The sequence below is a fragment of the Psychromonas sp. SR45-3 genome (assembly GCF_014163575.1).
Classification (GTDB): domain Bacteria; phylum Pseudomonadota; class Gammaproteobacteria; order Enterobacterales; family Psychromonadaceae; genus Psychromonas; species Psychromonas arctica.
This window is the reverse complement of record NZ_JACJDP010000017.1, coordinates 1-25612: the sequence shown is the minus strand read 5'-3', so window position 1 is coordinate 25612 and position 25612 is coordinate 1. Positions and strand designations below refer to the sequence as shown.

23 protein-coding genes are annotated in these 25612 nt (G+C 37.6%); 9 read left to right on the top strand and 14 right to left on the bottom strand.

Annotated elements, in window-relative coordinates; genetic code table 11:
- The first annotated feature begins 15 nt into the window (after positions 1–15).
- On the top strand, positions 16–678 hold the full coding sequence (locus H5084_RS10730) for an HAD family phosphatase (RefSeq protein WP_182690445.1): 663 nt from the start codon (positions 16–18) through the stop codon (positions 676–678).
- Between the two features lie 77 nt (positions 679–755).
- Here the strand turns inward: H5084_RS10730 and H5084_RS10725 are convergent, their stop codons facing one another.
- Together H5084_RS10725 and H5084_RS10720 are read right to left on the bottom strand one after the other, a co-directional pair.
- Positions 756–1283 (bottom strand): lipocalin family protein, encoded by a 528-nt coding sequence (locus H5084_RS10725; protein ID WP_028868166.1) that lies wholly within the window; start codon positions 1281–1283, stop codon positions 756–758.
- 126 nt (positions 1284–1409) lie between these two features.
- On the bottom strand, positions 1410–2405 hold the full coding sequence (locus H5084_RS10720; protein WP_182690444.1) for an AraC family transcriptional regulator: 996 nt from the start codon (positions 2403–2405) through the stop codon (positions 1410–1412).
- 204 nt (positions 2406–2609) lie between these two features.
- Here H5084_RS10720 and H5084_RS10715 point away from each other — a divergent pair, with 204 nt between their 5' ends.
- From H5084_RS10715 to H5084_RS10685, 7 genes are all read left to right on the top strand, one after another.
- Complete coding sequence (locus tag H5084_RS10715; RefSeq protein WP_028868168.1) at positions 2610–3188, top strand: TetR/AcrR family transcriptional regulator; 579 nt, start codon at positions 2610–2612, stop codon at positions 3186–3188.
- Between the two features lie 153 nt (positions 3189–3341).
- Positions 3342–4322, top strand: a complete 981-nt coding sequence (locus H5084_RS10710) for a rhodanese-related sulfurtransferase (protein WP_182690443.1) — start codon at positions 3342–3344, stop codon at positions 4320–4322.
- Positions 4323–4861: 539 nt separating this feature from the next.
- The gene (locus H5084_RS10705; protein ID WP_182690442.1) at positions 4862–8191 is read left to right on the top strand and encodes an MHYT domain-containing protein; all 3330 of its coding nucleotides are present in this window, start codon (positions 4862–4864) and stop codon (positions 8189–8191) included.
- Positions 8192–8211: 20 nt separating this feature from the next.
- On the top strand, positions 8212–9195 hold the full coding sequence (locus tag H5084_RS10700; protein ID WP_182690441.1) for a two-component system response regulator: 984 nt from the start codon (positions 8212–8214) through the stop codon (positions 9193–9195).
- A gap of 206 nt (positions 9196–9401) precedes the next feature.
- Positions 9402–10028, top strand: a complete 627-nt coding sequence (gmk, locus tag H5084_RS10695) for a guanylate kinase (protein ID WP_028868172.1) — start codon at positions 9402–9404, stop codon at positions 10026–10028.
- 86 nt (positions 10029–10114) lie between these two features.
- A complete protein-coding gene (gene rpoZ / locus H5084_RS10690; RefSeq protein ID WP_025563521.1) occupies positions 10115–10390 on the top strand; it encodes a DNA-directed RNA polymerase subunit omega in 276 nt (91 codons plus the stop codon).
- Positions 10391–10648: 258 nt separating this feature from the next.
- Entirely contained in the window at positions 10649–11638 is a 990-nt protein-coding gene (locus tag H5084_RS10685) for a calcium/sodium antiporter (protein WP_182690440.1), read from the top strand.
- 195 nt (positions 11639–11833) lie between these two features.
- Here the strand turns inward: H5084_RS10685 and H5084_RS10680 are convergent, their stop codons facing one another.
- The 6 genes from H5084_RS10680 to H5084_RS10655 form a co-directional block, all read right to left on the bottom strand.
- A complete protein-coding gene (locus tag H5084_RS10680) occupies positions 11834–12031 on the bottom strand; it encodes a hypothetical protein (RefSeq protein WP_182690439.1) in 198 nt (65 codons plus the stop codon).
- Positions 12032–12275: 244 nt separating this feature from the next.
- Entirely contained in the window at positions 12276–13142 is an 867-nt protein-coding gene (locus H5084_RS10675) for a formate/nitrite transporter family protein (RefSeq protein ID WP_037071212.1), read from the bottom strand.
- A 134-nt stretch (positions 13143–13276) separates the two neighbouring features.
- Positions 13277–13603 carry a nitrite reductase small subunit NirD gene (gene nirD, locus H5084_RS10670; RefSeq protein WP_028868176.1) on the bottom strand — a complete coding sequence of 109 codons (327 nt, stop codon included), beginning with the start codon at positions 13601–13603 and terminating at the stop codon, positions 13277–13279.
- Complete coding sequence (nirB, locus tag H5084_RS10665) at positions 13603–16149, bottom strand: nitrite reductase large subunit NirB (protein ID WP_028868177.1); 2547 nt, start codon at positions 16147–16149, stop codon at positions 13603–13605. The genes nirD and nirB overlap by 1 nt, the downstream gene beginning before the upstream one ends.
- Positions 16150–16406: 257 nt before the next feature.
- Positions 16407–17192 (bottom strand): NAD(P)H-binding protein, encoded by a 786-nt coding sequence (locus tag H5084_RS10660; RefSeq protein ID WP_182690438.1) that lies wholly within the window; start codon positions 17190–17192, stop codon positions 16407–16409.
- Positions 17193–17241: 49 nt separating this feature from the next.
- Complete coding sequence (locus H5084_RS10655) at positions 17242–17427, bottom strand: DUF1289 domain-containing protein (protein WP_028868179.1); 186 nt, start codon at positions 17425–17427, stop codon at positions 17242–17244.
- 102 nt (positions 17428–17529) lie between these two features.
- Between H5084_RS10655 and H5084_RS10650 the strand changes: the two genes are divergently transcribed.
- A complete protein-coding gene (locus H5084_RS10650; protein ID WP_028868180.1) occupies positions 17530–17886 on the top strand; it encodes a glutathione S-transferase N-terminal domain-containing protein in 357 nt (118 codons plus the stop codon).
- A gap of 46 nt (positions 17887–17932) precedes the next feature.
- Here the strand turns inward: H5084_RS10650 and H5084_RS10645 are convergent, their stop codons facing one another.
- From H5084_RS10645 to hemC, 6 genes are all read right to left on the bottom strand, one after another.
- Positions 17933–20083 carry a permease gene (locus H5084_RS10645; RefSeq protein ID WP_182690437.1) on the bottom strand — a complete coding sequence of 717 codons (2151 nt, stop codon included), beginning with the start codon at positions 20081–20083 and terminating at the stop codon, positions 17933–17935.
- Positions 20084–20163: 80 nt separating this feature from the next.
- Positions 20164–20676: a tyrosine-protein phosphatase gene (locus tag H5084_RS10640; RefSeq protein WP_182690436.1), complete on the bottom strand. Its 513-nt coding sequence runs from the start codon at positions 20674–20676 to the stop codon at positions 20164–20166.
- A 132-nt stretch (positions 20677–20808) separates the two neighbouring features.
- Positions 20809–22023 (bottom strand): heme biosynthesis HemY N-terminal domain-containing protein, encoded by a 1215-nt coding sequence (locus tag H5084_RS10635; protein WP_182690435.1) that lies wholly within the window; start codon positions 22021–22023, stop codon positions 20809–20811.
- A gap of 5 nt (positions 22024–22028) precedes the next feature.
- Positions 22029–23156 (bottom strand): uroporphyrinogen-III C-methyltransferase, encoded by a 1128-nt coding sequence (locus H5084_RS10630; RefSeq protein ID WP_182690434.1) that lies wholly within the window; start codon positions 23154–23156, stop codon positions 22029–22031.
- A gap of 18 nt (positions 23157–23174) precedes the next feature.
- The gene (locus tag H5084_RS10625; RefSeq protein ID WP_182690433.1) at positions 23175–23933 is read right to left on the bottom strand and encodes a uroporphyrinogen-III synthase; all 759 of its coding nucleotides are present in this window, start codon (positions 23931–23933) and stop codon (positions 23175–23177) included.
- Positions 23930–24859 (bottom strand): hydroxymethylbilane synthase, encoded by a 930-nt coding sequence (gene hemC, locus H5084_RS10620; protein WP_182690432.1) that lies wholly within the window; start codon positions 24857–24859, stop codon positions 23930–23932. The genes H5084_RS10625 and hemC overlap by 4 nt, the downstream gene beginning before the upstream one ends.
- Positions 24860–25612: the final 753 nt, after the last annotated feature.

Sequence of the window (25612 nt, the reverse complement as noted above, 5' to 3'; positions counted from 1 at the left end):
TGACAGAGATACTTTATGCCCTACCAAGCTGCTATTTTCGATATGGATGGTCTATTACTGGATACTGAACGAGTTTGCATGCAAGCCTTCGAAAAGGCCTGCCAACAGTTATCACTGCCTTTTGTGAAAAGCGCTTACTTAAAAATTATTGGTCGTAATGCTCAAGGTATTGAAGCAGCGATCATGTCGCATTATGCACAGTATATTGAGTATGCACCATTACGTAAGGCTTGGATGGATGGTTATTGGCCGATTGTTGAGCACCAAGCTATTCCGGTTAAATCAGGTGTGATCAATTTACTTGAATGGTTTAAATCACAAAATATCCCTGTTGCCGTCGCCACATCAACACATAATAAATTAGCGGCAACAAAATTAAAGTTGGCGGGACTTGATCATTATTTTCAACATATTAGTAGTGGTTGCGAAGTTACTCGTGGTAAACCTGATCCCGAGATATTCTTACTCGCTGCACAACGCTTAAATGTTGCCCCTGAGCAATGTTTAGCCTTTGAAGATTCAAGTAATGGTGTTATCTCTGCCATAGCCGCAAAAATGCAAGTCTTTCAGGTACCTGATCTGGTTATTCCAGATCAACAAGTGATTGCATTAGGTCACCATATAGCATCTTCACTAGATCATGTGTTAACGCACCTTAAACAGCAAAACAACAAGTAAATACTTAACCTTTTTTGTTTTTGTTAACGCACATCAATACTCATTGATGTGCGTTGCTTTTTATCTAAAGCGACATTTTAATCCACAGCTATTTTTTGATCTACAAAGATAAGCTCTTGAGTGGCGAAACCATACTTAGCAGCAGTATTAATAAAGTCCTGTTTCACGGTATCACTCACTTGCGGAGTTCGTGACAACAACCATAAATAATCATGATTATAACTACTGATAAAAGCATATTGATAGTCCACTTTATCCATCTTAAAGATAATATAAGACCCGTAAAATGGACCAAAAAAAGAAACTTTTAAATGCCCTGTATTTTTATCATCAACAAAATAAGCCTTTCCAACCGCTTCTTGCCATTCCTTATCTTCTTTGGAGTAGCCTCTATTAATGACTTTAATACCGCCATCTTCACGCATTGAGTAAGTCGCAGAGACTTGATCCAGACCTCGTTCAAAAGAATGGTCTAAACGCGCTATTTCATACCAAGTACCTAAATAACGCTCACTTTCAAAGTGTTTAACTGCCTGCATACCTTCGGGTACGCCAGTACATGCTGTTTGTAACAAAATAGCCGTCAGTAATAATAAAACTTTCATTTTGATCCCTCATTTACGCTCGTTTTTGTAGCTAAGGATGAGCCACATAAAACAGTCTGGTGTTATACGCCATTAAAGTAAACAAAGATCATTCAGTATTTTAGTAGATGAATTTTCTCCCCGCTGTTATGACAGGTCACGATTACGAAGGCGAATAAATTCACGCGGCGTAATGCCACTCCAACGCTTAAAAGCACGTACAAAGTTATTAGGATGTGTATACATCAGCTTTTCCGCTAATATTTCATATTCATACACATTTTGATCAATAAGTTCACAAGCCAGCTGAAAACGCACTTCATCGAAAACCTGGCGCAAAGACGAGCCCTGCCCCTGCAGTTTTCTTTTTAAAGTACGAACACTTATATCTAATGAAGCAGAAATATTCTCCGCTAACCAATCCTGACCAAAATACCCCTGTTTTAATAAAAGCTTGAAGGCTTGTAAAAAATCATTAGGTATAGGGTCAATCTCAGCTAACTGCGGTAAATCAATAGCTGGGTTGTGTTTATTTAATAAACGTCGATCTATCGCGATTGCCGAATAGCTGTGCCCTAATTTAATATCGGTACCTTTAAAGAATCGAGAGTGTTCAATTCCAACTGCCTCTGTATCTTTTAATTTAATCTGTTTAGGTTGCCAGCCATGCCCTAAATAATGTTCAACTAACAAACAGATAAAAGTGAGCACGTGCTGTTCAACTTGCCAAGCTCCTTGTTTGACATGCCGAGAGTGCGGCTGGCAGATCCAAATATTTTGCTTGTCTTCCTTTAGCAAAAAAATGTTATTACTATTGTGAAGACTAATGTGACGAGTTAATAACAGTAAAGCTTGATGAAGATTATCAGCATTCACCAAACATTTAGTAAATTCACCATACTGTGATAAATCACTTTGCTCTGTTAACCAAGTCGCCAAATGCGGCATATTGGTATAATCAGCAGCAAGCTTTAAAAAGTGCCAAATTTTCTTTTCTATAATCAGTTCGTTAGGCTGAATTGGGGTAGCAAAATATAGCCCTGCTTTTTCCAATAAAGATTCAACGGGAAGCGATAATGCGTGCAGGTTTTGAATCACTGCATTTAAGTGACTTGCTCTAATTAAATGTAGACTTGTGGGCATCTATAACACCTCATATTGATAAAATGATGTACTTACTTTTAATAAAAAAACCTAAAGTAATCAAAATAGTATATGCACAGATAAAATTTATGCGCGAAAAAATACCTCAAAAAGAGTACTTAATTCAAAATTTTTACAAAATCAATGAGACCGATTGTTCTTCATGTATGATAATTTGTATTTTTTGTAGGAGTGTGTAGGAAAATGAGCAATATAAAACAACAACAAATAATAGAAGCTGCCTTTGCACTTTTTTATCAAAAGGGGTTTCATGCCGTTGGTATCAATGAAATTATCAAGCAATCACAAGTTGCAAAAAAGACACTCTATAATCATTTTAAAAATAAAGATGCACTAATTCTTGCTACGTTAGAATGGCATCATCAACAAATCATAGAGCACTTACAAAAAAGTATTACCTTAGCAGTACCGGGCAAAGATAGTATCTTGGTTATTTTTGAGCAGTTAGATGCTTGGCTTAATGGGAAAGTGACACAATTACCAACCTTCAATGGTTGTTACTTCACCCAAGCACATAAAGAATTTTCTATGCTAAATCCCGAGATAACTGAATCCTGCTTACACCATAAACAAACCTTTCAGAATATTTTTAAAAAACAGGTAGAAGATTTCGAAAAAGATGCTCAAAAAAATCGTTTGATTGTTGATTTATTGACCTTATTAAAAGAAGGTGTCATTGCAAACGAACAAATATTCCAACAAAAATATAGCGCTCAGCAGGCCACCTTTTACATTGAAAATATGTTACGTTTCAAGCGTTAGTATAAGTACGCCCTAAGTAACAAGCTTACAGAGCATAGTAATTGCTAACTAATAAGTAATATAAAAATTGCTTAAATGATTTCTATTCGTATAATGCCCCGCACAATTAATGCGCTGAATTTACGTTTCAGTTAGCAAACAGAGGAATAAAAAATGCAAAATACAGTGGTTTGTGCGCTATACCGATTTGTTGATCTAGTAAATTATGAAGAGATCCAAACACCTTTACTTAACATCATGAATGCCAATCAAGTAAAAGGTACTTTGTTATTAGCAAGCGAAGGTATCAACGGCACTATTGCTGGTGATCAAGAGGGTATTGATAATGTACTTAATTGGTTAAAATCAAACCCTTCTTTAACCGATTTAACAGCAAAATTTTCATTTGATACAGAAAACCCATTTTACCGCACAAAAGTAAAACTAAAAAAAGAAATTGTAACTTTGGGTGTTGAAGGTATTGATCCGAATCGTGTCGTAGGGACTTACGTTAAACCTAAAGATTGGAATGCCCTGATCAGTGATCCAGAGGTATTATTGGTCGATACTCGAAATGATTATGAAATTAGCATTGGTACTTTTAAAAATGCTGTCGATCCAAAAACAACTAATTTCCGTGAATTTCCACAATACGTTAAAGAAAATTTAGACCCTAAAAAACATAAAAAAATTGCTATGTTTTGTACCGGTGGAATTCGTTGTGAAAAATCAACTGCTTACTTAAAAGAGCAAGGTTTTGGTGAAGTTTATCACCTTGAAGGTGGTGTACTTAAATATCTTGAAGAAGTGCCAGAATCAGAAACCATGTGGGAAGGTGAGTGCTTTGTCTTTGATAATCGCGTATCAGTAAACCACCAGCTTGAAAAAGGTCAATATGACCAATGCCATGGTTGCCGTTTACCGATCACTGAAGAAGACAAAAAATCAGAAAAGTATATGCAAGGCGTAAGTTGTCATCAATGCCATGACAGTTTATCTGAGCAACAAAAATTGCGTTTTTTAGAGCGTGAAAAGCAAATTCGTCTTTCGCAGGAGCGTGGTCAAGCACATATTGGCTCGGATGCTTTAACACAATTAGAAGAAAATAGAGCAAAAAAACAAGCAGTAAAAATGCAGCAACGCTGCAGCTTATAAGATTACGATCAACAATATCAACGGCGAGTGATCGCTGTTGATATCAATTTATTCAGATTTAAAGCCCCTGCCACAATAACTCAATCACTTTCTTTTTAATATCTATCGCTTAAAAACTACGTTTTAATTAAATAGCCATAAGAAAAGCGTTTCCTCCGAGTAAACAAAGTTGATCTTTGAGTTGATATCACTCGTACTCTTTGATTTGATAGTATGTATTTTCTTTCCATTAACACGGCTCACATTGCGCAATAAACAGTCAATAAAAGTGTTATGTGAACCTAAGAATTAGTTAAAGTACAAAAAAACACACAAAGGCCCTACTAAATTATTGAAAGGTGCTAAGGTTAAATGAGTATTTTATTGAGCAACTTACAAACAATTTTAAATCAAAAAGATACATCACCATTACTGTTAATGTGCAAATCCTTAACTATCAGTAAAATAATTAAACTTTAATTAACACTTGCCGATATAGACAAATCAACCTGTACTTAAAAGTACGCTATTTACCCTCTTCAAAGCAGTGTTTAATATATATGCAACAACAAATTTCAACGTTTTTTCAATATAGTGATTATAATTTATTCATTGTTTCTACGCACAACCCAATATTAGTCATTTTATCAATATTGATCGCTATCCTTGCTTCTTTTATGGGGTTTCAAGTTGCATCTCAAGCAAAGCATACAACGCCCGCCCGTAAAAGTTTATTACTACTAATTGGCAGTATTGCTTTAGGAGGTGGTGTCTGGTCAATGCACTTTATTGGCATGCTCGCTCTGGAGTTATGTACTAGTGTTTCCTATCAGTTTGAGTTAACGACGCTCTCTATTTTACCTGCAGTAGCCGCTTCTTGGGTGGCACTTAATTTACTTACAAACCACCAAATTCAAAGGAAGCAGTTAGTCTATAGCGGTGTTCTGGTTGGTTCAGGTATTGGAACTATGCACTATGTCGGTATGGCGGCGATGGAGATGGCCCCTTTACTTCGTTATGACCTACCTTTGTTTATCCTCTCTATTATTGTCGCTATCAGCTTGGCAATATTAGCACTGTGGATAAGCTTTGGTTTAGATAAAAAGGCATCATTGCAATACAGTAAAAATACAAAACTAACCATTTCAAGTTGTGTTATGGGAGCGGCCATTGCTGGTATGCATTACACAGGTATGCTTGCAGCTCGTTTTGTATTGCCACCCGGCATCGAGCTATCACAACAAAGCAGCAATGTATCAACGTTATTGGTACTGGGAGTCACAACCATTACCGTAGTGATCATTTTTCTAGTGTTAGGCATAAATTTAATTATTCGCTATAAAGATATTTCAGCCACTGCAACCAATAATGAAAGACGACTGCTTGCCACTATGGACACTGCTATCGATGGCATTATTACGATTGATGCTGAGCGTATTATTATTAGCGTCAATAATGCAGTATCAACATTATTAGGATGGCAACCAGAAGAGTTAATTGGCAATAATGTCAAAATGTTAGTGCCTGTACCTTTTCAGCATAATCATGATCAATATGTGGATAATTACCTACAAACTAGAGAAGCAAAAATAATCGGCAAAGGCCGTGAAGTAGAAGCGCTTTGTAAAAGCGGTGAAAAAATCCCAGTACGTTTAGGAATTGGGCATGTAGAACTGAATAACCAACATATGTTCGTAGCCTTTATTTCTGACTTACGTGAGCGTAAAGCCATGGAAAACACACTGCGAAAAAAAGAATCTAAGATCCGTTCCTTGGTCACTAATATTCCCGGTATTGCTTATCGTTGTATCGATAGGCCGGGTTGGCCAAATATTTTTATTAATGATGAAGTTGAAAAAATATTGGGTTACCCAGCTGAAGACTTCTTATTACCTTACCCTAAACGTAGTATTGCAGACTTTGTACATCCAGAAGATATGCCAACTATCGCACAGACTAATTTTCGACACACAAACGGCTTTCAGCTTGAATTTAGAGTTATTGACCGTAACAGCAAAGTAAAATGGGTACTGGGTCACGGTCGCTCATCAAAGGATGAAAACTCAGAAGATTATTTTCTTGATGGTTTCATCATGGACATTACAGACCGTAAAAAAATGGAATCAGCTTTAATTGCAGAAAAAGAAAAAGCTGAGCAAGCCGCGGCAACTAGAGCTGCTTTTTTAGCAAATATGAGCCATGAAATTCGCACTCCAATGAATGCCATTATTGGTTTTAGTGATATTTTATTGGATGAAGAACTCAGTATTCATCAAAGAAAACAACTCAATACTATTAATCAATCAGCTAAGTCCTTATTGCATATTCTAAATGACATTTTGGATAGTGCGAAACTGGATAAAGGTAAATTTCAGCTCGAATATCGGGATTTTTCGCTAGTCGAAGAAGTCGATTCAGTGGTATCAACATTATGGTTGCAAGCCCAACATAAAAATTTAGATATTAATCTTAATATAGAAAAAAATATTCAACGCTTCTACCATGGTGCACCTGATCGATTAAGGCAAGTACTCACTAACCTGATTGGAAATGCAATCAAATTCACCGAACAAGGACATGTTGATATCGCTATAAAAAGTGAGTCTGAGGGTTTTTTAACCTTTGCGATTTCAGACACTGGCATCGGCATGACTCAGCAACAACTAGCCGCTATTTTTGATGCATTTGCACAAGCAGATGAATCCATGAGTCGCCGTTTTGGAGGCACCGGGTTAGGTACCACTATCAGCAAACAGCTAGTTGAATTAATGGGAGGCACAATTTCGGCGAGTAGCGAGTTTGGCAAAGGCTCTACTTTTACTTTTACGCTTCCTGTAAAAATTGCGATAGCATCTACAACAGCAGACAAAAAACAAGATCAAGTTCTCCTACCACAACTGAGTGTATTGATTGTCGATGATATTGAGCAAAATATTGATTTATTAAGCTTGATCTTAAAACGACACGGACATGTAATTTCCGTTGCAAGAAATGGTGAGCAAGCACTATTAAAAATGGAAAGTGAAGGGTTTGATGTCGTCTTGATGGATATACAAATGCCAGTAATGGACGGTTTGACAGCGACAGAACAAAGACGAACCTATGAAGCAGAAAATGGGCTGGCACGATTACCAATCATAGCCTTAACGGCCAGCGTGCTACCTCAAGATAAAAAATCTGCACAACTTGCAGGAATGGATGGTTTTGCCAGCAAACCCATCGATATTCGGCAGTTAATAGGTGAAATTGCGAAGACTATTATTATTGAGCAAGTAGACACTTCACCCAAACAGCCAGTTTCAACACAAAAAGCAACGATTGACCTTGAGAAGGGCATTGATTTGTGGGGATCGAAAACAACTTTATTTCATGAAATCATAAACTTTTTAAACAAGTCAGAACATGAACTCTGTTCACTAGTGTCATTAGTACAAAGTAATGATTGGTCCAAGCTAGAAGATATTGCACATAAATATAAGGGTGTTGCTGGTAATTTAGCACTGAATCAACTGATGCTGGCGTTTACTGAGTTAGAGCAAATAACCCGTAAACACAAACAAAGCGATGCTTTATTATTGATTGAGACGGTTCAAGATGAAGTTGATGCCATTAGTAAATGCGCGCAGAAAATGAGCAGTAAAACGCATAAAAAAGTACAAAGTAAACTTAAGGCAATATCTAAAGAACAGTTACTTAATACTTTATTAACCTTACAGAAATACGTTACCAATAATGAATTCGATGATGACTTATTAGATACACTTCAAGCCAATGCTGCGGGGTACGATAAACAAGTTACGCCTATCATCATTGCATGTAATGACTTTGATTTTGATTTAGCTTCAAGCCATATCAAGGCGTTTATCGACTCGTTACGATCCAATATTTAAATGATTAATAGGTGAATTGAATGCCAAATAGTAAACAGAATGTGCTTGTTATCGATGACGAGCCTATTAACTTAAAAGTATTGAACAATATCCTGAAGGATACCTATAAACTGACTTTTGCAAAAAGTGGTGCGGAAGCATTACGCTTAATAGAAAAAGAACAACCTGATTTAATATTACTTGATGTAATGATGCCAGAAATGACAGGCTATCAGGTATGTGAGCACTTAAAACAAACTACTTTATATAAGTCTATTCCTATTATTTTTGTCACTGCTTTAAACGATGCCGTTGATGAAGCCAAAGGTTTGAATATGGGGGCTGTAGACTATATTTCAAAACCTGTAACACCTGCGGTAGTGAAAGCTCGTGTAAAAACACACCTATCATTGGTTGATGTTAATGAATTAAAACGCACTCGATTACAAATAATACAACGTTTAGGCCGAGCTGCAGAATACAAAGATAATGAAACAGGTATGCATGTAATGCGGATGAGTCATTACTCTAAAATAATTTCTTTAGCTTATGGCCATTCAATGAAAGAAGCGGATGCTTTATTTCATGCTGCACCGATGCATGATATTGGAAAAATAGGCATTCCTGACAGCATCATGCTTAAACCGGGTAAATTAACTAGTGAAGAGTTCAGTATCATGCAGAAGCATCCGGAAATAGGCGCTGAAATACTCGGAGAGTCTGATTCTGATTTGATTGAGTTAGCTAAAATCGTCTCTATGACACACCATGAGAAATGGGATGGAACAGGCTACCCTAAGCAATTAAAGGGAGAAAACATTCCTATTGAAGGACGTATCGTCGCCCTAGCAGATGTTTTTGATGCATTAACCAGTGTACGCCCTTATAAAGAGGCTTGGACGGTTGAAAAAGCCGTTGAGTTTATTACTTCGCAAAAAAATAAACACTTTGACCCAGAGCTAGTTGACTTATTTGTAAGTAAGCTAGACAAAATTGTAGAGATAAAAAACCGCTGGAAAGATTAATAATGAAAGCCAGGTGATAAGTGATAGCGCGTTTCAGCCCTAACAATAAAGCTTGTTACACGTGGTTATTATTTAAAAAATAATCGAACAATAAACAGACTTCATGAACAAAATAGGCGATAATCCGCGCTTACAAAATTTCAGGTGCTCAAAAATCCACCAGCCTAGCACCCATTTATAAAAATATAGTTTCAGGAAATTTATTTATGTCCCAAGTTGGCACTCTTTTTATTGTATCTGCCCCAAGTGGCGCAGGGAAATCTAGCCTTATTAAGGCTTTATTAGCAGAAAATAGCGATCACCCTGCTCAAGTATCAATTTCACATACCACACGTTTGCCGCGTCCAGGTGAAGTAGATGGCGAGCATTACCATTTTGTTAGTAAAGCAGAGTTTGAACAGTTAATTTCTGAAAATGCATTTTTTGAATGGGCTGAAGTGTTTGGTAATTATTACGGAACCTCTCGCATAACCATTGAAGAGTCCTTGCAACAAGGCATCGACATCATGCTAGATATTGATTGGCAAGGTGCTCGTCAGGTACATCAAGTCATGCCAAACGCTAAAGGTATTTTCATCTTACCTCCGAGCCGCGCAGAGTTAGAAGCGCGCTTGAACAAGCGTGGCCAAGATAGTGCTGAAGTGATTGCGCAACGTATGGAAAAAGCACAATCAGAAATGTCACACTATAATGAATATGATTATTTAATCGTCAATGACGATTTTGATACAGCTATACGTGAGTTTTCTGCTATTGTACGCGCACTGCGTAATGAGCAAGAAAAACAAGCGATAAAACACAGTAAAACCATCAAAGAGTTATTAGAAGTATAAACTCTATACTAAGGTGCTGGATCAATTCCTATTTTGCACATATAATAACCGCCCTTTTTTATGTAATTAACTTTTGGAGTTCAACAATGGCACGAGTAACCGTTGAAGATGCAGTAAATGTAGTAGGCAACCGTTTTGATCTAATCTTAATGGCTTCTCGCCGAGCTCGTCAGCTTGCTACTGGAGGTAAAACACCTTTAGTTGATCCAGAGAATGACAAACCAACCGTGATTGCTTTACGTGAAATTGAAGAAAACTTAATTACTAATGAGTTAATGGATATTCAAGATCGTCAAGAAAGACATGAAAAACAAGCTGCTGAATTAGCTGCTGTTGCTGCAATTGCTGAAGGTCGTGGTTAAATACTAACTGACCTTATAAAAATGAAAAAGCGCTGATCATGTAAATGTTCAGCGTTTTTTTATGGCTAAAAAAATACTATCGATTGTATTAAATAGGTGGCTTAAATTTGCTGCTGGAAAATGAATTAGGTTGAGCATAGATTGATGTAAAGGTTATTTCCTTTAACGAACTTACAATAAAAAATACCTAATTTTAACCCGCGAAATAATCCACTTAATTATTCTAATTGATGTAATTAGTATAATCAGGAAAAAATTTTGTTTACTTTATTACTCCCCGCTCTCGCTATTATTATCGGTTTTGTGTTGCTTATCTGGAGTGCTGATAAGTTTGTCTTAGGCGCGTCTAATACTGCACGCAGCTTTTCTATATCTCCTCTCATAGTCGGTGTTGTTATTGTTGGCTTAGGCACCTCTGCCCCTGAGATGCTAGTATCTGCAATGGCTGCCGCTGATGGCAATACCGGTTTATCAATTGGTAATGCTATCGGTTCTAATATCACTAATATTGGTTTAATGTTAGGGATCACTGCAATGCTTTATCCATTGCAAATTCACTCAAAACTACTCAAACGTGAAATGCCCGTTTTACTCGCTATTATTACCTTAAGCTATTTTATTCTCTGGGATAGGGAACTCAGTTTTGCGAATGGTTTATTATTGCTAACACTTATGTTTTTGATGTTAGCTTTCACTATTTGGGAAGCTAAAAATCAACCTGACGATGCCCTGTCACAGGAAATATTAGAGGAGCTACCGGAACAGGTTAGTAAAGGAGAAGCCATTAAATGGTTGTTGATAGGCATCTTTATTTTGATCGCATCTTCTCGAATTTTAGTCTGGGGTGCCGTTGAAATTGCAGAATACTTTCAAGTCAGTGATTTGATTATTGGATTAACCATTGTGGCCATTGGCACCAGTCTGCCTGAGTTAGCTGCAACGATTACCGCAGCGCGTAAAAAAGAATATGACCTCGCACTGGGTAATATTATTGGGTCTAATATATTCAATATACTCGGCGTAATGGCATTACCAGGACTTATTCGTCCAGGCACATTTGATAGCGTTGTATTAACCCGAGACTATCCAGTGATGTTAGGTTTAACCATCGCCTTACTGATATTCTCTATTGCTTGGCGTAAAGGCACAACTGGCGTTTTAGCGCGCGTTGAAGGTGGTTTATTATTAGCCGCTTATATCGGTTATATGTTTTGGTTATACACTGGCCTAATTGACACGGTTGTTTAGTGTTAATTTAATTACAACAAAAAAATAAAAATTTAAAGGTGCTAAAGATATACTTTAGCGCCTTTTTTCTTTTAAAAAGTAAAACCCATAAATTGCAATAAAATTGTCTATGATTAATAAAACACTTGGCGGCTTCAATATTGAAGTGCATAAGGACTAAGCAGCACCAAGCAGCAAAAAGTACCCGCCCTCCTATTAAGACAATAGGTCCAAGTGTTCTGGCGGCGAGGCGTATAAATAAATAAGAGTGATCCTTCCTAGATAGCAACGAGTATTATTTACAGGGTCTAGCCGTATAAAACTTGCTAAGCCCATTTTGAATTCCTCAATCAATAATTGTGGTGTATAGCTAATAATTACTCCCTCTAATTGTTGTGCACTTTTATTATTCATACCATTCCACTTAATTAAATGGTTAAAAATTACGAAGGAAAAATCAATGAGGGCAAGGCGTTTGATTGAGTAATAGCTAGCTATTGGAATTGAGAACTACGGATTGAAAACAACAAAGTGTTCGTTAATTTTAATCAGCAATATTGATCAGGTTTTTATGCAGAATTGTATCATTTAGATAGCAGGTATAAAAAAGCCCAGCGTGTTAACACTAGGCTATTTATTCCAAAATAAAAATTAATTTTTATTTTGCGTTTAATACTTCTTCTGAAAAAGCTTCATTTGTTGCCTTCACTTCAGATGCAACATTTACTGGTGCTGTATTTTTTCTATGTGTTAAATAAAGTGGGATGGTTGCAAATACTACTCCACCTACAATGTTACCCAAAATGGTAGGGATCAAGTTAAAGTTTAACCATGTTGCAATACCAAAATCAGCACCTAAAATCATACCGAGAGGGAAAAGGAACATGTTTACCACTGTATGTTCAAATACTAACGCGAAGAAGATAAAGATAGGTAACCACATAGCGGCCACTTTACCTGCAACAGAGCGTGATGTCATACCACCAATAACACCTAAACAGACCATCAGGTTACAAAAAATAGCGCGTACAAAACAAGTTATCCAGCCATCCATGCCTAGGTTTTCAAAACCAACGGTACGTGCTGTTGAGACTGCGATAAATTTCTGTGCCACAGCATTAGGGTCAATTGAAAAATTCATAGTTAATGAAATCGCAATCAAGTAAGCCACGATTAATGAACCAATTAAATTACCTAATCCAATCAGTCCCCAACAACGAAAAATACTCGCCCATGAAACACCTGGACGGTTATCAAATTTAGCCAACGGCGCTAAACCAAAAGCACCTGTTACTAAGTCAAAACCCATCAGGCTTAAAATACAAAAGCCAACTGGAAAGACAAGTGCACCAACAAGGCCAACGCCTGTTTGTACAATAGCTGTGATAGCAACAACAACGGCAAGTGACAAAATAATGCCTGCCATGGTGCCACGTAAAAGCAGATCGCCAGTACTCGTTTTTGTTTTAGCTTCGCCAGCATCGATCATGGTTTTTACGAAGTCAGTAGGTTTAATGTAAGACATAATATTGTCCCTATTGGTTAAAGTTTAAAGTTAAAATTGAATAGTAAAAGGCTTCCTACTTACCTCATGAATCACGATCATCACGTCCATAAGTAAGAAGCATTTGAGCTATTTAATCTTTACAGTTGAGCTTTTTATAACTGAACCTCGATGTTGCCTTCTTTGACTCGTGTTTTATAAGTCGCCACTGATACTTGATCACTTTCTAAACATGAACCATCGATTAAGTTAAAACGTTGTTTTTTAAGTGGCGAAGCAACCCACAACTGCTCTTTGTGTTCGCAAATAATGCCGCGAGACAATACATTTGAACGAGAAAATGGGTCCATATTATCAATGGCAAAGACCTGTTCTTTTTCGCTTGGACGAAATATGGCAATTTGCTTACCTTCAATTAGTGCACAAACACCGGTTCCTATATAGATGTTGTTAAACGCACAAACTGGGATCCATTTACTCATTACACTTCCTCCAAATTGATTTTGTATGTTGGGGCTTTTTCTTCAATGAATGCAGGACGTTTTTGATCGCGTATCGGCGTAAATACAACATTTTCATCGTGTAAATCGCTGTTAATAAAATGCGCAAAACGTTTTAATTGATTATCATCAGAGAGTGTTTCTGTCCACTCACACTTATAGCGACCAATTGCTGCAGCCATATCCATTTCAAGTTGATCATTAATACCTAGTTTATTGTCGATAATCACTTTTTTCAGATAATCTATACCGCCATCTAGGTTCTCTAACCAAACTGAAGTACGTGTCGCTTTATCTGCAGTACGCACATAGAACATGACAAAACGGTCTAGGTATTTAAGCATTGTTTCTTTATCAAGATCAGTGGCGAATAGATCTCCGTGGCGCGGCTTCATACCACCATTACCACACACGTACATGTTCCAACCACTATCGGTTGCGATAAAACCAACATCTTTACCCTGTGCTTCTGAACACTCTCGCGTACAACCTGAAACACCAAATTTCATTTTATGTGGCGTACGTAACCCTTTATAACGGTTTTCCAGTTCAACACCGAGGCCAATACTGTCCTGCACACCAAAACGACACCAAGTATTACCTACACAGCTTTTCACCATACGCAGTGCTTTGGCATAGGCTTGACCCGTTTCAAAACCAGCTGCGATTAATTGCGACCAAATATCAGGTAAATCACCTTTATGCGCACCGAATAAAGCGATACGTTGTGCGCCTGTTACTTTAGTATAAAGCTCATACTGATCCGCCACACTTGCCAAAGCAGACAAAGCTTTAGGCGTCACTTCACCGCCGGGCATACGTGGGATAACCGAGTACGTACCATCTTTTTGCATATTACCGAGGAAAATATCATGGGTATCATGCAGACCATTATTATCGCTAGAAAGAATGTACTCACTCCAACAAGACGCAAGAATAGATCCTACCGTTGGTTTACAGACTTCACAGCCGTAACCGCTACCGTATTTTGCTAATAACTCAGAGAAGGTTTTAATGCCTTCAACGCGTATCAGATGGAATAACTCTTGACGAGAATAAGCAAAATGCTCACAAATATAATCATTAACTTCCACACCGAGTTTCGACAATTCAGAGTTTAATAGTTGAGTTACTAAAGGAATACAGCCACCACAACCTGTACCTGCACTGGTTTCCATTTTTATTGCATCAAGCGTGTGGTGACCCGCTGCAACTGCATCAGCAATATCACTTTTCTTAACATCAAAACATGAACAAATTTGTGCTGTATCAGGTAATGAATCAACACCCAATGATACTTTTTCACCACCAGCATGAGCAGGTAGGATCAACGTGTCTGGGTGCTTCGGTAGCTCAATCCCATTAAGTTTGTATTGCAGTAAATCGCTATAACTTTCTGTATCACCAACCAGTACTGCACCTAATAATGATTTACCATCTTCAGAAACAATAATACGTTTATAAACTGATGCGTTTTCATCAACGTAAACATAGCTTTTACAGTTCGGAGTACGTCCATTTGCGTCACCAATACTACCTACATCTACACCTAGTAATTTTAGTTTAGCGCTCATATCAGCGCCTTCGAATTCATTTTCGCGGCCAAGGATATTATCAACAGCCACTTTTGCCATGTTGTAACCTGGCGCTACTAAGCCAAAGAACTTGTCATTCCAAGAAGCACATTCACCAATAGCATAAACATCCGGATCAGAAGTCATACACTGGTTATTGATAGCTATCCCGCCGCGCGGTCCAATTTCAAAACCACATTGTCTAGAAAGCCTATCCTGTGGACGAATACCCGTTGAGAAAACTATAAAATCAACTTCTAATGAAGTGCCATCGGCAAATTTTAGCGTGTTACGCGCCGTTTCACCCGATGCTATAATCTCCTGCGTATTTTTGCCCGTATGAACATTAACGCCAATACTTTCAATTTTTTGGCGTAACATCTGTCCGCCTTGTTGATCGAGTTGCTCAGCCATCAATACAGGTGCAAATTCGATAACATGCGTTTCTACGCCAAGTGCTTTTAATGCACCTGCAGCTTCTAAACCTAATAAACCACCACCGACAACAACACCGCTTTTACTGCGTTTTGCAGTTGCTTCAATTGCATTTAGATCTTCAATGGTACGATAAACAAAACAATCTTGGCTTTCATTACCTTTAATCGTAGGTACCCAAGGGTAAGAGCCCGTTGCCATTACTAATTTATCGTAAGCAACTTCACGCCCAGTTTGAGAAAGAACTATTTTTTTCTGACGATCAATGGTTAAAGCTCGTTCACCAATTAAAACTTCAATATTATGTTTTTCGTAGAAACCTTCTTTCACTAAAGAAAGTTCTTCGGCTGTATGATGAGAAAAGTAAGAAGATAAATGCACGCGATCATAGGCAACGCGTGGTTCTTCACAAAAAGCTGTAATGGAAAATTTTTCAAGATCAGCCTTTTCAACAAAATCTTCAATAAAACGGTGGCCAACCATCCCGTTACCAATAATTACTAATTTTTGTTTACTCATAATTTCCTCATTCACCAGCTAAAACTAAATTCCAGTGAAAGATAACCTAACTTCATAAATGGAACTTGATAGATATCAAGAGAAGTTGCATAAGTGTTAAAAATGAAAATTTAAAAGTAGTTTTTTTAAAAAAATCAACAAAAACCATTATTATTTTAAGGTTATTGTGGCTTTTGTCGTATTTTTATAGTGAATGAGGAGGGAATTAAACAATTAGCCATGATCATGCCATGGCTAAGGTTATTAATAATAGGAAGCTAGCAGATGACTTTATAGATATCTGGAAAGATAAATTGATAGTTTAACTGTGCTTTAACTTTTTCATTACATACAATTTTACTAACCGCGTTATCAGAAAACTGACAATTTGGTTCAGGGTAACCCAATGACTTTGCCATTGTAGAATAATAGTCACTTTTGCTAGGATGGTTATCTGCACAACCATTAAAAGTCTCACCCCAAGCACCTTGCTTTATTACCGTTTTCATCAGTTTAATACAATCTAGCTGATGAATAAGGTTGACCTTAGCATGTCCATCTTTAATGCTTTTACCGTTTGCAAAAAAACGTCCCGGATGACGCTTGGGGCCAATTAACCCGGCAAAACGAATCACCGTACAATCAAAAGCAGGGTTATCTGTAAACAGTTTTTCAATAAGCCGTAAGTTTGTTTCATGCGTTAACGTATCACTCTCTTTACACCACCCCTGATCATTTGCATACACGGAAGTTGAGCTAACAAACAACACATGTTTGATAGGGCTTTTTTCTATTTCAGCAACGAGAGTCTGATAAGCAGTGAATTGTTTACTGGTGATATTGATAATCAGTGTTTCAGCTTGTAAAAAAGGTAAAACATCCGTTAGTTCATTCTCAATATCAACAACATATGACTTTAAGTTTTGCTCTCTTAATTGTTTGGCTTTAGCCTGTGACCGAGTGGATACGCGAATGTTTTTTCCATCTTGCTGTAAGCTTTTTGCGAGCGGTAAACCTAACCAACCGCTACCTAATATACTAATAATGCTATTTTCATTACTCACTTTTATTTCCTTATTAATACACTTACCTGATTCTATAGGGCATAAAATATTAACGTAATACTGAAGCTTGTAACTGCTCACGACGTTGTTTAGTGCTAATAATAATCGTCTCTTTACGCGGACTGGATGCTTGCGACCACTCTTTAATTTCATCCAGACTACGGAAACATCCCATACAAATATCTTGATCATTTAAACAGCAATTACTAATACATGGAGAAGGAGGAATCTGCATCTTTTTTCCTTAGTTGATCATACGTTGCTTTATCATTTCTTTTCTGTCGCTTACGGATCGGTTACAATTTTGCCTTATTAATTTAATAACAAAGAGAAGTAAATGAAAATAATTCGCTGGCTATTAGGCCGTTTAATTTTAACGTTGAATTTCATTTTTGCACCCAAAAAACGTCAACGTACAGAAGATCAACAACAAAAAGTTGACCAAGAAACACAAAGCTTACAATTATATCAGTTTCAAGCTTGTCCTTTTTGCGTCAAAGTACGTCGAGCAATGCGCCGTAATGCACTCAATATTCAACTCGTTGATGCAAAACAAGCTGATAACCAACAACAATTAGCAGAACAAGGCGGAAAAGTTAAGGTGCCTTGTTTACGTATTGAAGAAGGTAACAAAGTCACTTGGATGTATGAATCTTCAGATATTATCCAGTATTTAGAGAATAGATTCGCCTAATAAAAAACCTCTCTTAAACTGTTGAGAGAGGTTTATATCATCAAGACTAATGATGATGGCCGTGATCATGATGATGGCGATGCGCTAATAAACTTTTAGGTAATAACTCCGCAATAAAAGCACGTGCACCTCGACGTAATAATGAAGCAAAATATAACACCAAGATAATGGCTAAACTCACGATATTCCACCAAGCAAAGTCAGAGTCTAATTCTCCTAACCATGGCAATGGAAAAGCATTAATATATTGATTTAATGATAACCCTATCAAGAAGGCTCCGACTAACATCACCATCGCAAAAGCAAAGGCTGCAAAGTATCCCTGTTGAAATCTTAATTGCTTTAATAAATCTAGGCTAATACTTGGCCCAATTAACAAACAAGCCACGGCAGCACCTGGGGATAAACCAGCCATTAGCATCACTGCAATAATGGGTGTCATACCTGTTGCACACAATGCAAAAGGGAAAGCAATCAAAACCATCACTAGTACTTGTAACCATAAAGCTTGCTCAAAGAATGCCCACGCAGGCGTCGCAGACAAGGTGGCAGCAAGCGCCCAACCAAATATAACCCACGGCGCTGTATGATCTAATTGGTGCTGGTAACCCTGTTTAATCGCGGTAATAAAGCGAGAAGTAGGTTTGCCACCCTGGCAACTTTGTGCAACCACGGCTGAAATTGGATTTTTGAAGTGTCGCCCTAGTAACCATGCAATTAACGTTGCAAATACCACCGCAAAAACAATGCGTAAAAGAACCAGCTGCTCGCCTAACAGAGGAATAGAAATTAAAATAGCATCAAACCCAATAATTGGTGTTGCAATTAAGAAGGCAGTAGCGAAGGTTTGGTTTGCACCTAACCCCAACAGTTGTTGATGCATTTTACTCGCAGCAGGAGAACAAACAGGAAGTGGCAAGCCATATACAACACCTTTGATGGCATCTCTAAAGTACGCTTTATTATCTTGTGTTGGTAATACGTTTAAGGTTGGCTTAAAGTAATGCATTAACCCGCTTAGAAGATAAGCCAATAGCAACATTGGAGCACTATATAAAGCTAATTTAGTAAAGTTAACTAAAGTCAGTGCGGTATTGTGCTGTTGATGTAGCGTTTCACTCTCTTCATCATGTTCTTCGTGTGCAACCGTCGAGTACTCGTGGTTATGATCTTCGTGTTCAACGGCTAAATGCTGATCACTCGTATGTTGATCTGTTAAATGATCGTGCTCGACAGCTAAGTGCTCATGTTCTTCATGTTCATCGGCTGAATGCTCATGGTTATGATCTTCATGCTCGACAGCTAAGTGCTCATGTTCTTCATGTTCTTCATGTTCATCGGTTGAATGCTCATGGTTATGATCTTCATGCTCATCAGCCGAGTGTTGCTCTTGATGTGTATCGTGCTCAACACCTGAATGGTTGTGATCGGCAGGTAATTCGGTTATTGATGTTGCTTCAATACCGTGGTCATGATTATGCTGAATATAACCTAACCAATGGGGTAAGAGAACAAACCCCAGTACAACTAACCCAAGAAAACTACCAATACCAGCAGCATACTTATGTTCTTTTACTTCACCAGTTTGATGTTTTTTATGGTGCTGCAAATAAGGGCGATGCAGTACAACGTGCATGATAGAGCCCATTACGAAAGCTTGGAACCATGCTAAATATTGACCATCCAGTTGTGCCATTGATAGTTCAGCATAAGAAGCACCAAGTAAAGTCGCAACAGCCATGCTAATTAACACCACAAAAGGTAATACGACGCCATATTGAGGACGTAATAACCACCAGATAGTTAACCCCACAGGGAAGCGATGTAATAAGACCCCTAATGCTAATAACCAACCAGTGTGGTTAGCTTGATCTGCTAATAAAACAGTACCATCGATACTGGCATGCAAGACCAAGCCTAATACACCAAGAAACAAGGTAGTGTTATGCGCTTTATCTGCAGCTTTGTGAAAATATTTCTCTATTAATGAAGGGGTTAATAAACCAAAACTAGTGAGCACTAAAACTAATAATCCCCCTTCAAAGAGCAGCTCAGGCAAAATGTGGAAGAGTACTAACCCTGAAATACTCACAAAAATGAAAGCATCTAATAGATCTAACCATCCAGGTTGACGTTGTAATAAACGATAAGTGACAGGACCTAAAAATAAGGCCAAAATGCTTAGAGTGAGTAACATAGAAAAACCAGCTAGCAAAAAATGTTATAATATAACAGCCAGAAACAACTCGCTATAAAAATAGCATAATAAAAATAATTTTATTCTTTTGCTAATCTAAGTTCGATTGATTCAATATACTCTCGCTGCTCCGCTAGATTAAAAGCATTAGGTCTTAATACTTGAATTTTTTTGATTACTTTATGCAGCACCTCTCCCCGCTCTAATAATATTTGAGCTGCGATCATGCCAGTCCGTCCTGATCCGCCTTTGCAATGGATCGCAACACTCTTTTCGTTTTCTAATAGGCGATGGATAGCTGGACCAGCAGTTTCCCACAAGCAACTAAAATCTTTATCTGGGATTTGCTCATCACAGATCGGTAAATGAAACCATGACATACCTAAAGATTTAGTTGCGATGCAAATATCATTTAATAACAGTGCTTGTAACTCTTTTTCAGTCATCAATGTGATCACTGCATTGGCACCAAACTCCTTTAAAGCCTGTAAAGCCAATTTCAAGGGAAGCTCTTTAGCACCAGGGCATGGAGTTAATAACAACTTAGCATTGCTGTGTTCAACACTGAGAGGAAAGATGGGATGTAAACTCATTAAACTACCTACTAATATCCATCATAGTAATTAAGCTTATTAAAATAATTACTGTAAAAAGCAAAAATAAAAAAAGTAAGCCAAAACTTACTTTTAAAATATACTCGCTAATAATGACAAATTTATGATCTATCAACCATCAATAAGTATTAAATTTGTAGAGGTTGGCTTAGCAGCAAAGGTTAACCCTTCTCTATAACAAAGGTTAGCTTGCTCCTGCTTGCCTTCTTGTTCTAAAAGCGAAGCGAGTAATTTATAATCCGCAATATTTGGAAGCGATTTAAGACTTTCAGTCAAATGCTCAATAGCAGCTTCATTATGGCCTTCTTTTAGTTTTAAGTGCGCTAAAGCCTGATGGAGATAATCGACATGCGCTGATTTCTTTAACTGCTTCTCAAGAAACATAATAATAGGATAATAATCGGTTACTTGTATTTTTTGTAAATAAGGTAATAACGGCAATGAGAATTGACGATGCAATTTATCTAACAAAAACTCTTGTGCAACTTTTCCGCGATCATGTTCAACTAATGCGGCTAGCATCGCTTCTTGATAACTCAATTCTTTACGCATCCAACGAGCAACATCTTTATGCCAATAGTCATTAAGTAGCTGCCCACTCTCCTGTGCTAGTTGCTTAAATAATTGTTGATGCGCATGAAGCTCTAACTCGGCAAACTGTTGATCATTTAAGCCTGTTAATTTTCGTTGAGCATTAATTAATGTAATCAACTCTTGCCATTGATTAAGCGCTGGATATAGTGTCATATAGTGCTGTAACACTTGTTTATTCTTAGGGAAGTTTTGATTTAACTCGTTTAATGTTGCAGATGCATTTTCATATTGTTTTGCATCAAGCTGTAACTCTGCCCAAACAAGTCCAACAGCTAATTTACAACCTGGGTGTGTATTAGCTAATTGTAAGTAATCATCACGTTGATTAAAGTCACCATTTTTGTGAGATGCACGAGCAGCTGCAATATAAGTCAATGCAGGAGCTTCACTTCGAGAGGCGGATTTAGATAATAACTTTTGAGCCTGTTTAGTATTTCCTTCTAACAAAGCAAGCATGCCTAATAAACTATTTTTTTGTGCTTTACGTGTTTTACGTTGCCCAAACCACCCTCGAGTAACACTGCTCATAGAAAGTAGTTTACGTAATATCCACTCCACAAAAAGCAGTAAAAAGTAAAAAATAACCGCAATAAGTGCCGCATTGATTATTGTTGTTTCATAGGTTGTATAGCTATCAAATGAAATTAAAATATAACCTTTATAAGCACTTATTTCAGGCGCAAAGATTAATGCGGCTAATAAGATAAGAACAATAATTAAAACTCGAATCATAATAATTACTCCGCACTTTCAATAGTAAATGACTTGCTAATGCGTTGTTTAAGAATACGAGAAAGCAACGGCGCACTTTTGAATTGATCTGGGTAAGTAATAGCAACTTTTTGCTTACTAAGTCTTTTAATTGAAGTGTGGAATTGTTCAGTTCCTTTATCTTCCATATCGTAATAAAGCTCGATTAGCTTCATTGCATTTGTCATGGACATATCGTAAATATCTTGCTGCTCTCTATAAACTGCGAATTCAGCTTTTGCGAGGTGATTTCTTAAATTTTCTTTTAAGTACCAAGCTTGCTCAGGCGCTAATAAAGCTTCAACAGGTTTGTCTCGATGAGAGATAACGATAAAACTAGCAACAAAATCATCCCAAGACTGGTTAATGTTTTGCTCCCAATCAGCGACATCTGAAGAGACTGCACCATCGGTTTCTTTATTTACTTCAGGCATATCCAAACCAACCATCACAAGTTGGTCAATACGTCGTTCTAAACTTGATAAAGCCAATACTACGCTATCAGGATCGCGTTGTGGTAAAGCTTCCAACATATTAATATCTTCAAGTACGGCGCGTCGTAATGGATTTAGACTTGGATCTCCCATTTCAACAATACGTTGATCAGCTGCATTTAACAGAGAAGTAGCAGTGGTCACATCATGTTCGAGCCATAATTTCCGTCCTGATAAATTGATCAAGTATTCCACTTCAGACAAGATCCAATCACTTGGATGACGAATATTTGTTTCCGCCATATTACGTTGTAACGCTTGCATGTCCGAACTAAATAATTTGCTTTTATTCTGTGCATCTAGCAACTGAATATTTAATTGTTCAACTTGTGTTTTAAAGCTATTATTTAATGATTTGCTTTGTTGAAATTGTTTGTCTTGCTGTTCCACTTGCTCTGCTAGTTGACTAGCTAACACTTCAATTTTTTCTTTGTATACATTGTTATTCACCGAGTTATTCTTATAAAGATACCAACCAAATACAATGATAAATAAAGACAGTAAAATAGAAATAACAACGAGGATCGCAACAAGTCGAGAGGACTTTTTGGGTTTATCAATGACAACTTCAGGCTCAACAGTCGCCGATATATTTTGAGTTTCAGTATTAGTATCAGTCATAACTTTCCTATTTAAAAACTAACGGGCTATACAGTTGCCATCATCTGCTTTGAAAAATTCTACTAGTTGCTCGGTACGTAGACTTGGTAAAAGAACAACATCTTTCGCACCTAACAAGGTAGCTTCTTCAGCGACTCGTTGGCTTGGAACATAAAAAACCAAACCCAATAACCAATCTTTATGATTCATTGGTACCAAAGCAAATAATTGATTTAAAATCTCTACACTACTGATAATAACACCATTTATAGAGGCTTGTTGCCAATTATTAGCTAATTCGTGACCATCCAATACAATCTTGACACGTTTATATGTTTGTAAGAAATCTACTTTTGCACCACGTTCAATGAGTATATTTTCTAATAACTCCCTTCCACCTTCACCACGCAAGATTAAAATATGCTTATTTTTAATTGATTGTAGTGCTGCCAGTTCTAATAAACCTTCACTATCAAATCTTGTTAAAGGACATATCACATCTTGTTTAGTCACTTTGCTCAATTGTATCTGTGTCGATTTACCAACAGCTAAATAAGTTGCTTTTGGCCAGTCACTATGAATTTGTTGTTGTGCATATTTAACAGCATTACCACTGACCACAATCACCAAGTCATAATAACCGCTTAAAAATATATCGAGAGCCTGACGCTCTTTTAATAGTGTTGTCATTAACAGAGGTTGAGCAATCGCAAAGCAATCAACATGACTTAAACGTTCAACCAACTCCTGTGCATGAGGTGCAAAACGAGTCACTAAAAGTCGTGGAGCAGGTTTCACTTATAAACTTCACTTAGAATTTCTTTTGCGCCAGCATCTAACAATTGCTGTGCTAATTGCTCACCTAACAGATGTGCATCATCAATATGCCCAATTAATTCTTTTCTAATGATATTCTTACCGTCAACACTGCCAACTAAACCACGTAAAAACACTTGGTCTTCTCCTTTTAACAAAGCAAAACTACCAATAGGAACTTGGCAGCCACCTTCAAGTGCTAAGTTCATTGCTCGTTCAGCAGTGACACGAATTCGAGTATCACGATGTTCTAATGGCGCAAGCAAAGCAATTGTCTCTGCATCATCTAGTCGACATTCGATACCAACTGCTCCTTGGCCAACAGCCGGTAAGCTAACTTCCGGTTCTATATAACTAGCAATACGCGACGCCATCTCTAAACGAATTAAACCAGCAGCAGCAAGAATAATCGCATCATATTCACCGCCATCTAGCTTACGCAAACGCGTGTTGACATTACCTCGTAAGTCTTTAATTTTTATATCAGGTCTTAATTCACTAATTTGACATTGGCGTCTTAGACTACAAGTACCAACGATAGCGCCTTTGGGTAAATCAGATAATTGTTTGTAGTTATTAGAAACAAAAGCATCACGAGGATCTTCACGCTCACAAATAGTGGTTAACCCCAAACCTTTTGGAAAATCTACAGGAACATCTTTCATCGAATGCACAGCAATATCAGCACGCTTCTCAAGCATAGCGACTTCCAATTCTTTAACAAATAAACCTTTTCCACCGACTTTAGCTAATGGCGTATCTAAAATAATATCGCCCTTTGTTTTCATTGGTAATAATTCAACAGTTAAATCTTGATGATGCTTCAATAATTCGGCTTTAACAAAATTAGCCTGCCACATTGCTAATGGACTATGACGAGTTGCAATACGGATAATTTTTTTAGACATGATAATTTCTCTAACAAAGGGAGTTTTTATGCTATCAAAAACAAAACAATGATCCAGAGAAATATTTGATAATACGCCAAAGTTCGAGTTAAAGCATAAATTCTCTAACCTTGTTCAGTTAATTAATGCAATTGATACCCGAATTTAGCCAATGGTCAATATTCTTGGGGGGTAAGACTTATAGGTATTTGATGGCGATTTTCTGAGCAAGTATGCAGATTGATAAAATTCGAATCATTGGAATAGCGGTGATTAAGCTGTTGACGATGGAAAGTCGTCGCGAAACGTTTGAAAACTTAAAAGGATTGACCACCAAAAGCCCTAATCGAAAAAAACCCTGTAGACAGAGTCTACAGGGATTGTTCTGAATACTATGCAAGCTTGGCGATGGGTCGAGATTGCTCATGACCCATCGCTGTCGCGATATCACCAGGGCACACAGAACTTAGCCCGCTCATAAGACGATGCTGACCGCATCATTCCCCCCTATCTATCGCACTAAAGGATGGCCACTGCGCGGCGCTTTATTTATCCCCTGCTCAAGCAGGACATCACCACCAAAAGCCCTAATCGAAAAAAACCCTGTAGACAGAGTCTACAGGGATTGTTCTGAATACTATGCCAGCTTGCGATGGAACGGTCGTCGCAGAGCTCCTCCGCTCGTCAACCTTGCCTGTCGGCAAACTCGCCCTACTTTCTGCCTAGCTCATAAATCAACACAATTAAAAAAGCCCCACCGGAACTAACCAGTGG

Excerpts from the sequence above, each read along its gene's own strand:
- H5084_RS10730 (WP_182690445.1), top strand. The coding sequence starts at position 16 with ATGCCCTACCAAGCTGCTATTTTCGATATGGATGGTCTATTACTGGAT.
- H5084_RS10725 (WP_028868166.1), bottom strand. The coding sequence starts at position 1,283 with ATGAAAGTTTTATTATTACTGACGGCTATTTTGTTACAAACAGCATGT.
- H5084_RS10720 (WP_182690444.1), bottom strand. The coding sequence starts at position 2,405 with ATGCCCACAAGTCTACATTTAATTAGAGCAAGTCACTTAAATGCAGTG.
- H5084_RS10715 (WP_028868168.1), top strand. The coding sequence starts at position 2,610 with ATGAGCAATATAAAACAACAACAAATAATAGAAGCTGCCTTTGCACTT.
- H5084_RS10710 (WP_182690443.1), top strand. The coding sequence starts at position 3,342 with ATGCAAAATACAGTGGTTTGTGCGCTATACCGATTTGTTGATCTAGTA.
- H5084_RS10705 (WP_182690442.1), top strand. The coding sequence starts at position 4,862 with ATGCAACAACAAATTTCAACGTTTTTTCAATATAGTGATTATAATTTA.
- H5084_RS10700 (WP_182690441.1), top strand. The coding sequence starts at position 8,212 with ATGCCAAATAGTAAACAGAATGTGCTTGTTATCGATGACGAGCCTATT.
- gmk (WP_028868172.1), top strand. The coding sequence starts at position 9,402 with ATGTCCCAAGTTGGCACTCTTTTTATTGTATCTGCCCCAAGTGGCGCA.
- rpoZ (WP_025563521.1), top strand. The coding sequence starts at position 10,115 with ATGGCACGAGTAACCGTTGAAGATGCAGTAAATGTAGTAGGCAACCGT.
- H5084_RS10680 (WP_182690439.1), bottom strand. The coding sequence starts at position 12,031 with ATGAATAATAAAAGTGCACAACAATTAGAGGGAGTAATTATTAGCTAT.
- H5084_RS10675 (WP_037071212.1), bottom strand. The coding sequence starts at position 13,142 with ATGTCTTACATTAAACCTACTGACTTCGTAAAAACCATGATCGATGCT.
- nirD (WP_028868176.1), bottom strand. The coding sequence starts at position 13,603 with ATGAGTAAATGGATCCCAGTTTGTGCGTTTAACAACATCTATATAGGA.
- nirB (WP_028868177.1), bottom strand. The coding sequence starts at position 16,149 with ATGAGTAAACAAAAATTAGTAATTATTGGTAACGGGATGGTTGGCCAC.
- H5084_RS10655 (WP_028868179.1), bottom strand. The coding sequence starts at position 17,427 with ATGCAGATTCCTCCTTCTCCATGTATTAGTAATTGCTGTTTAAATGAT.
- H5084_RS10650 (WP_028868180.1), top strand. The coding sequence starts at position 17,530 with ATGAAAATAATTCGCTGGCTATTAGGCCGTTTAATTTTAACGTTGAAT.
- H5084_RS10645 (WP_182690437.1), bottom strand. The coding sequence starts at position 20,083 with ATGTTACTCACTCTAAGCATTTTGGCCTTATTTTTAGGTCCTGTCACT.
- H5084_RS10640 (WP_182690436.1), bottom strand. The coding sequence starts at position 20,676 with ATGAGTTTACATCCCATCTTTCCTCTCAGTGTTGAACACAGCAATGCT.
- H5084_RS10635 (WP_182690435.1), bottom strand. The coding sequence starts at position 22,023 with ATGATTCGAGTTTTAATTATTGTTCTTATCTTATTAGCCGCATTAATC.
- H5084_RS10630 (WP_182690434.1), bottom strand. The coding sequence starts at position 23,156 with ATGACTGATACTAATACTGAAACTCAAAATATATCGGCGACTGTTGAG.
- hemC (WP_182690432.1), bottom strand. The coding sequence starts at position 24,859 with ATGTCTAAAAAAATTATCCGTATTGCAACTCGTCATAGTCCATTAGCA.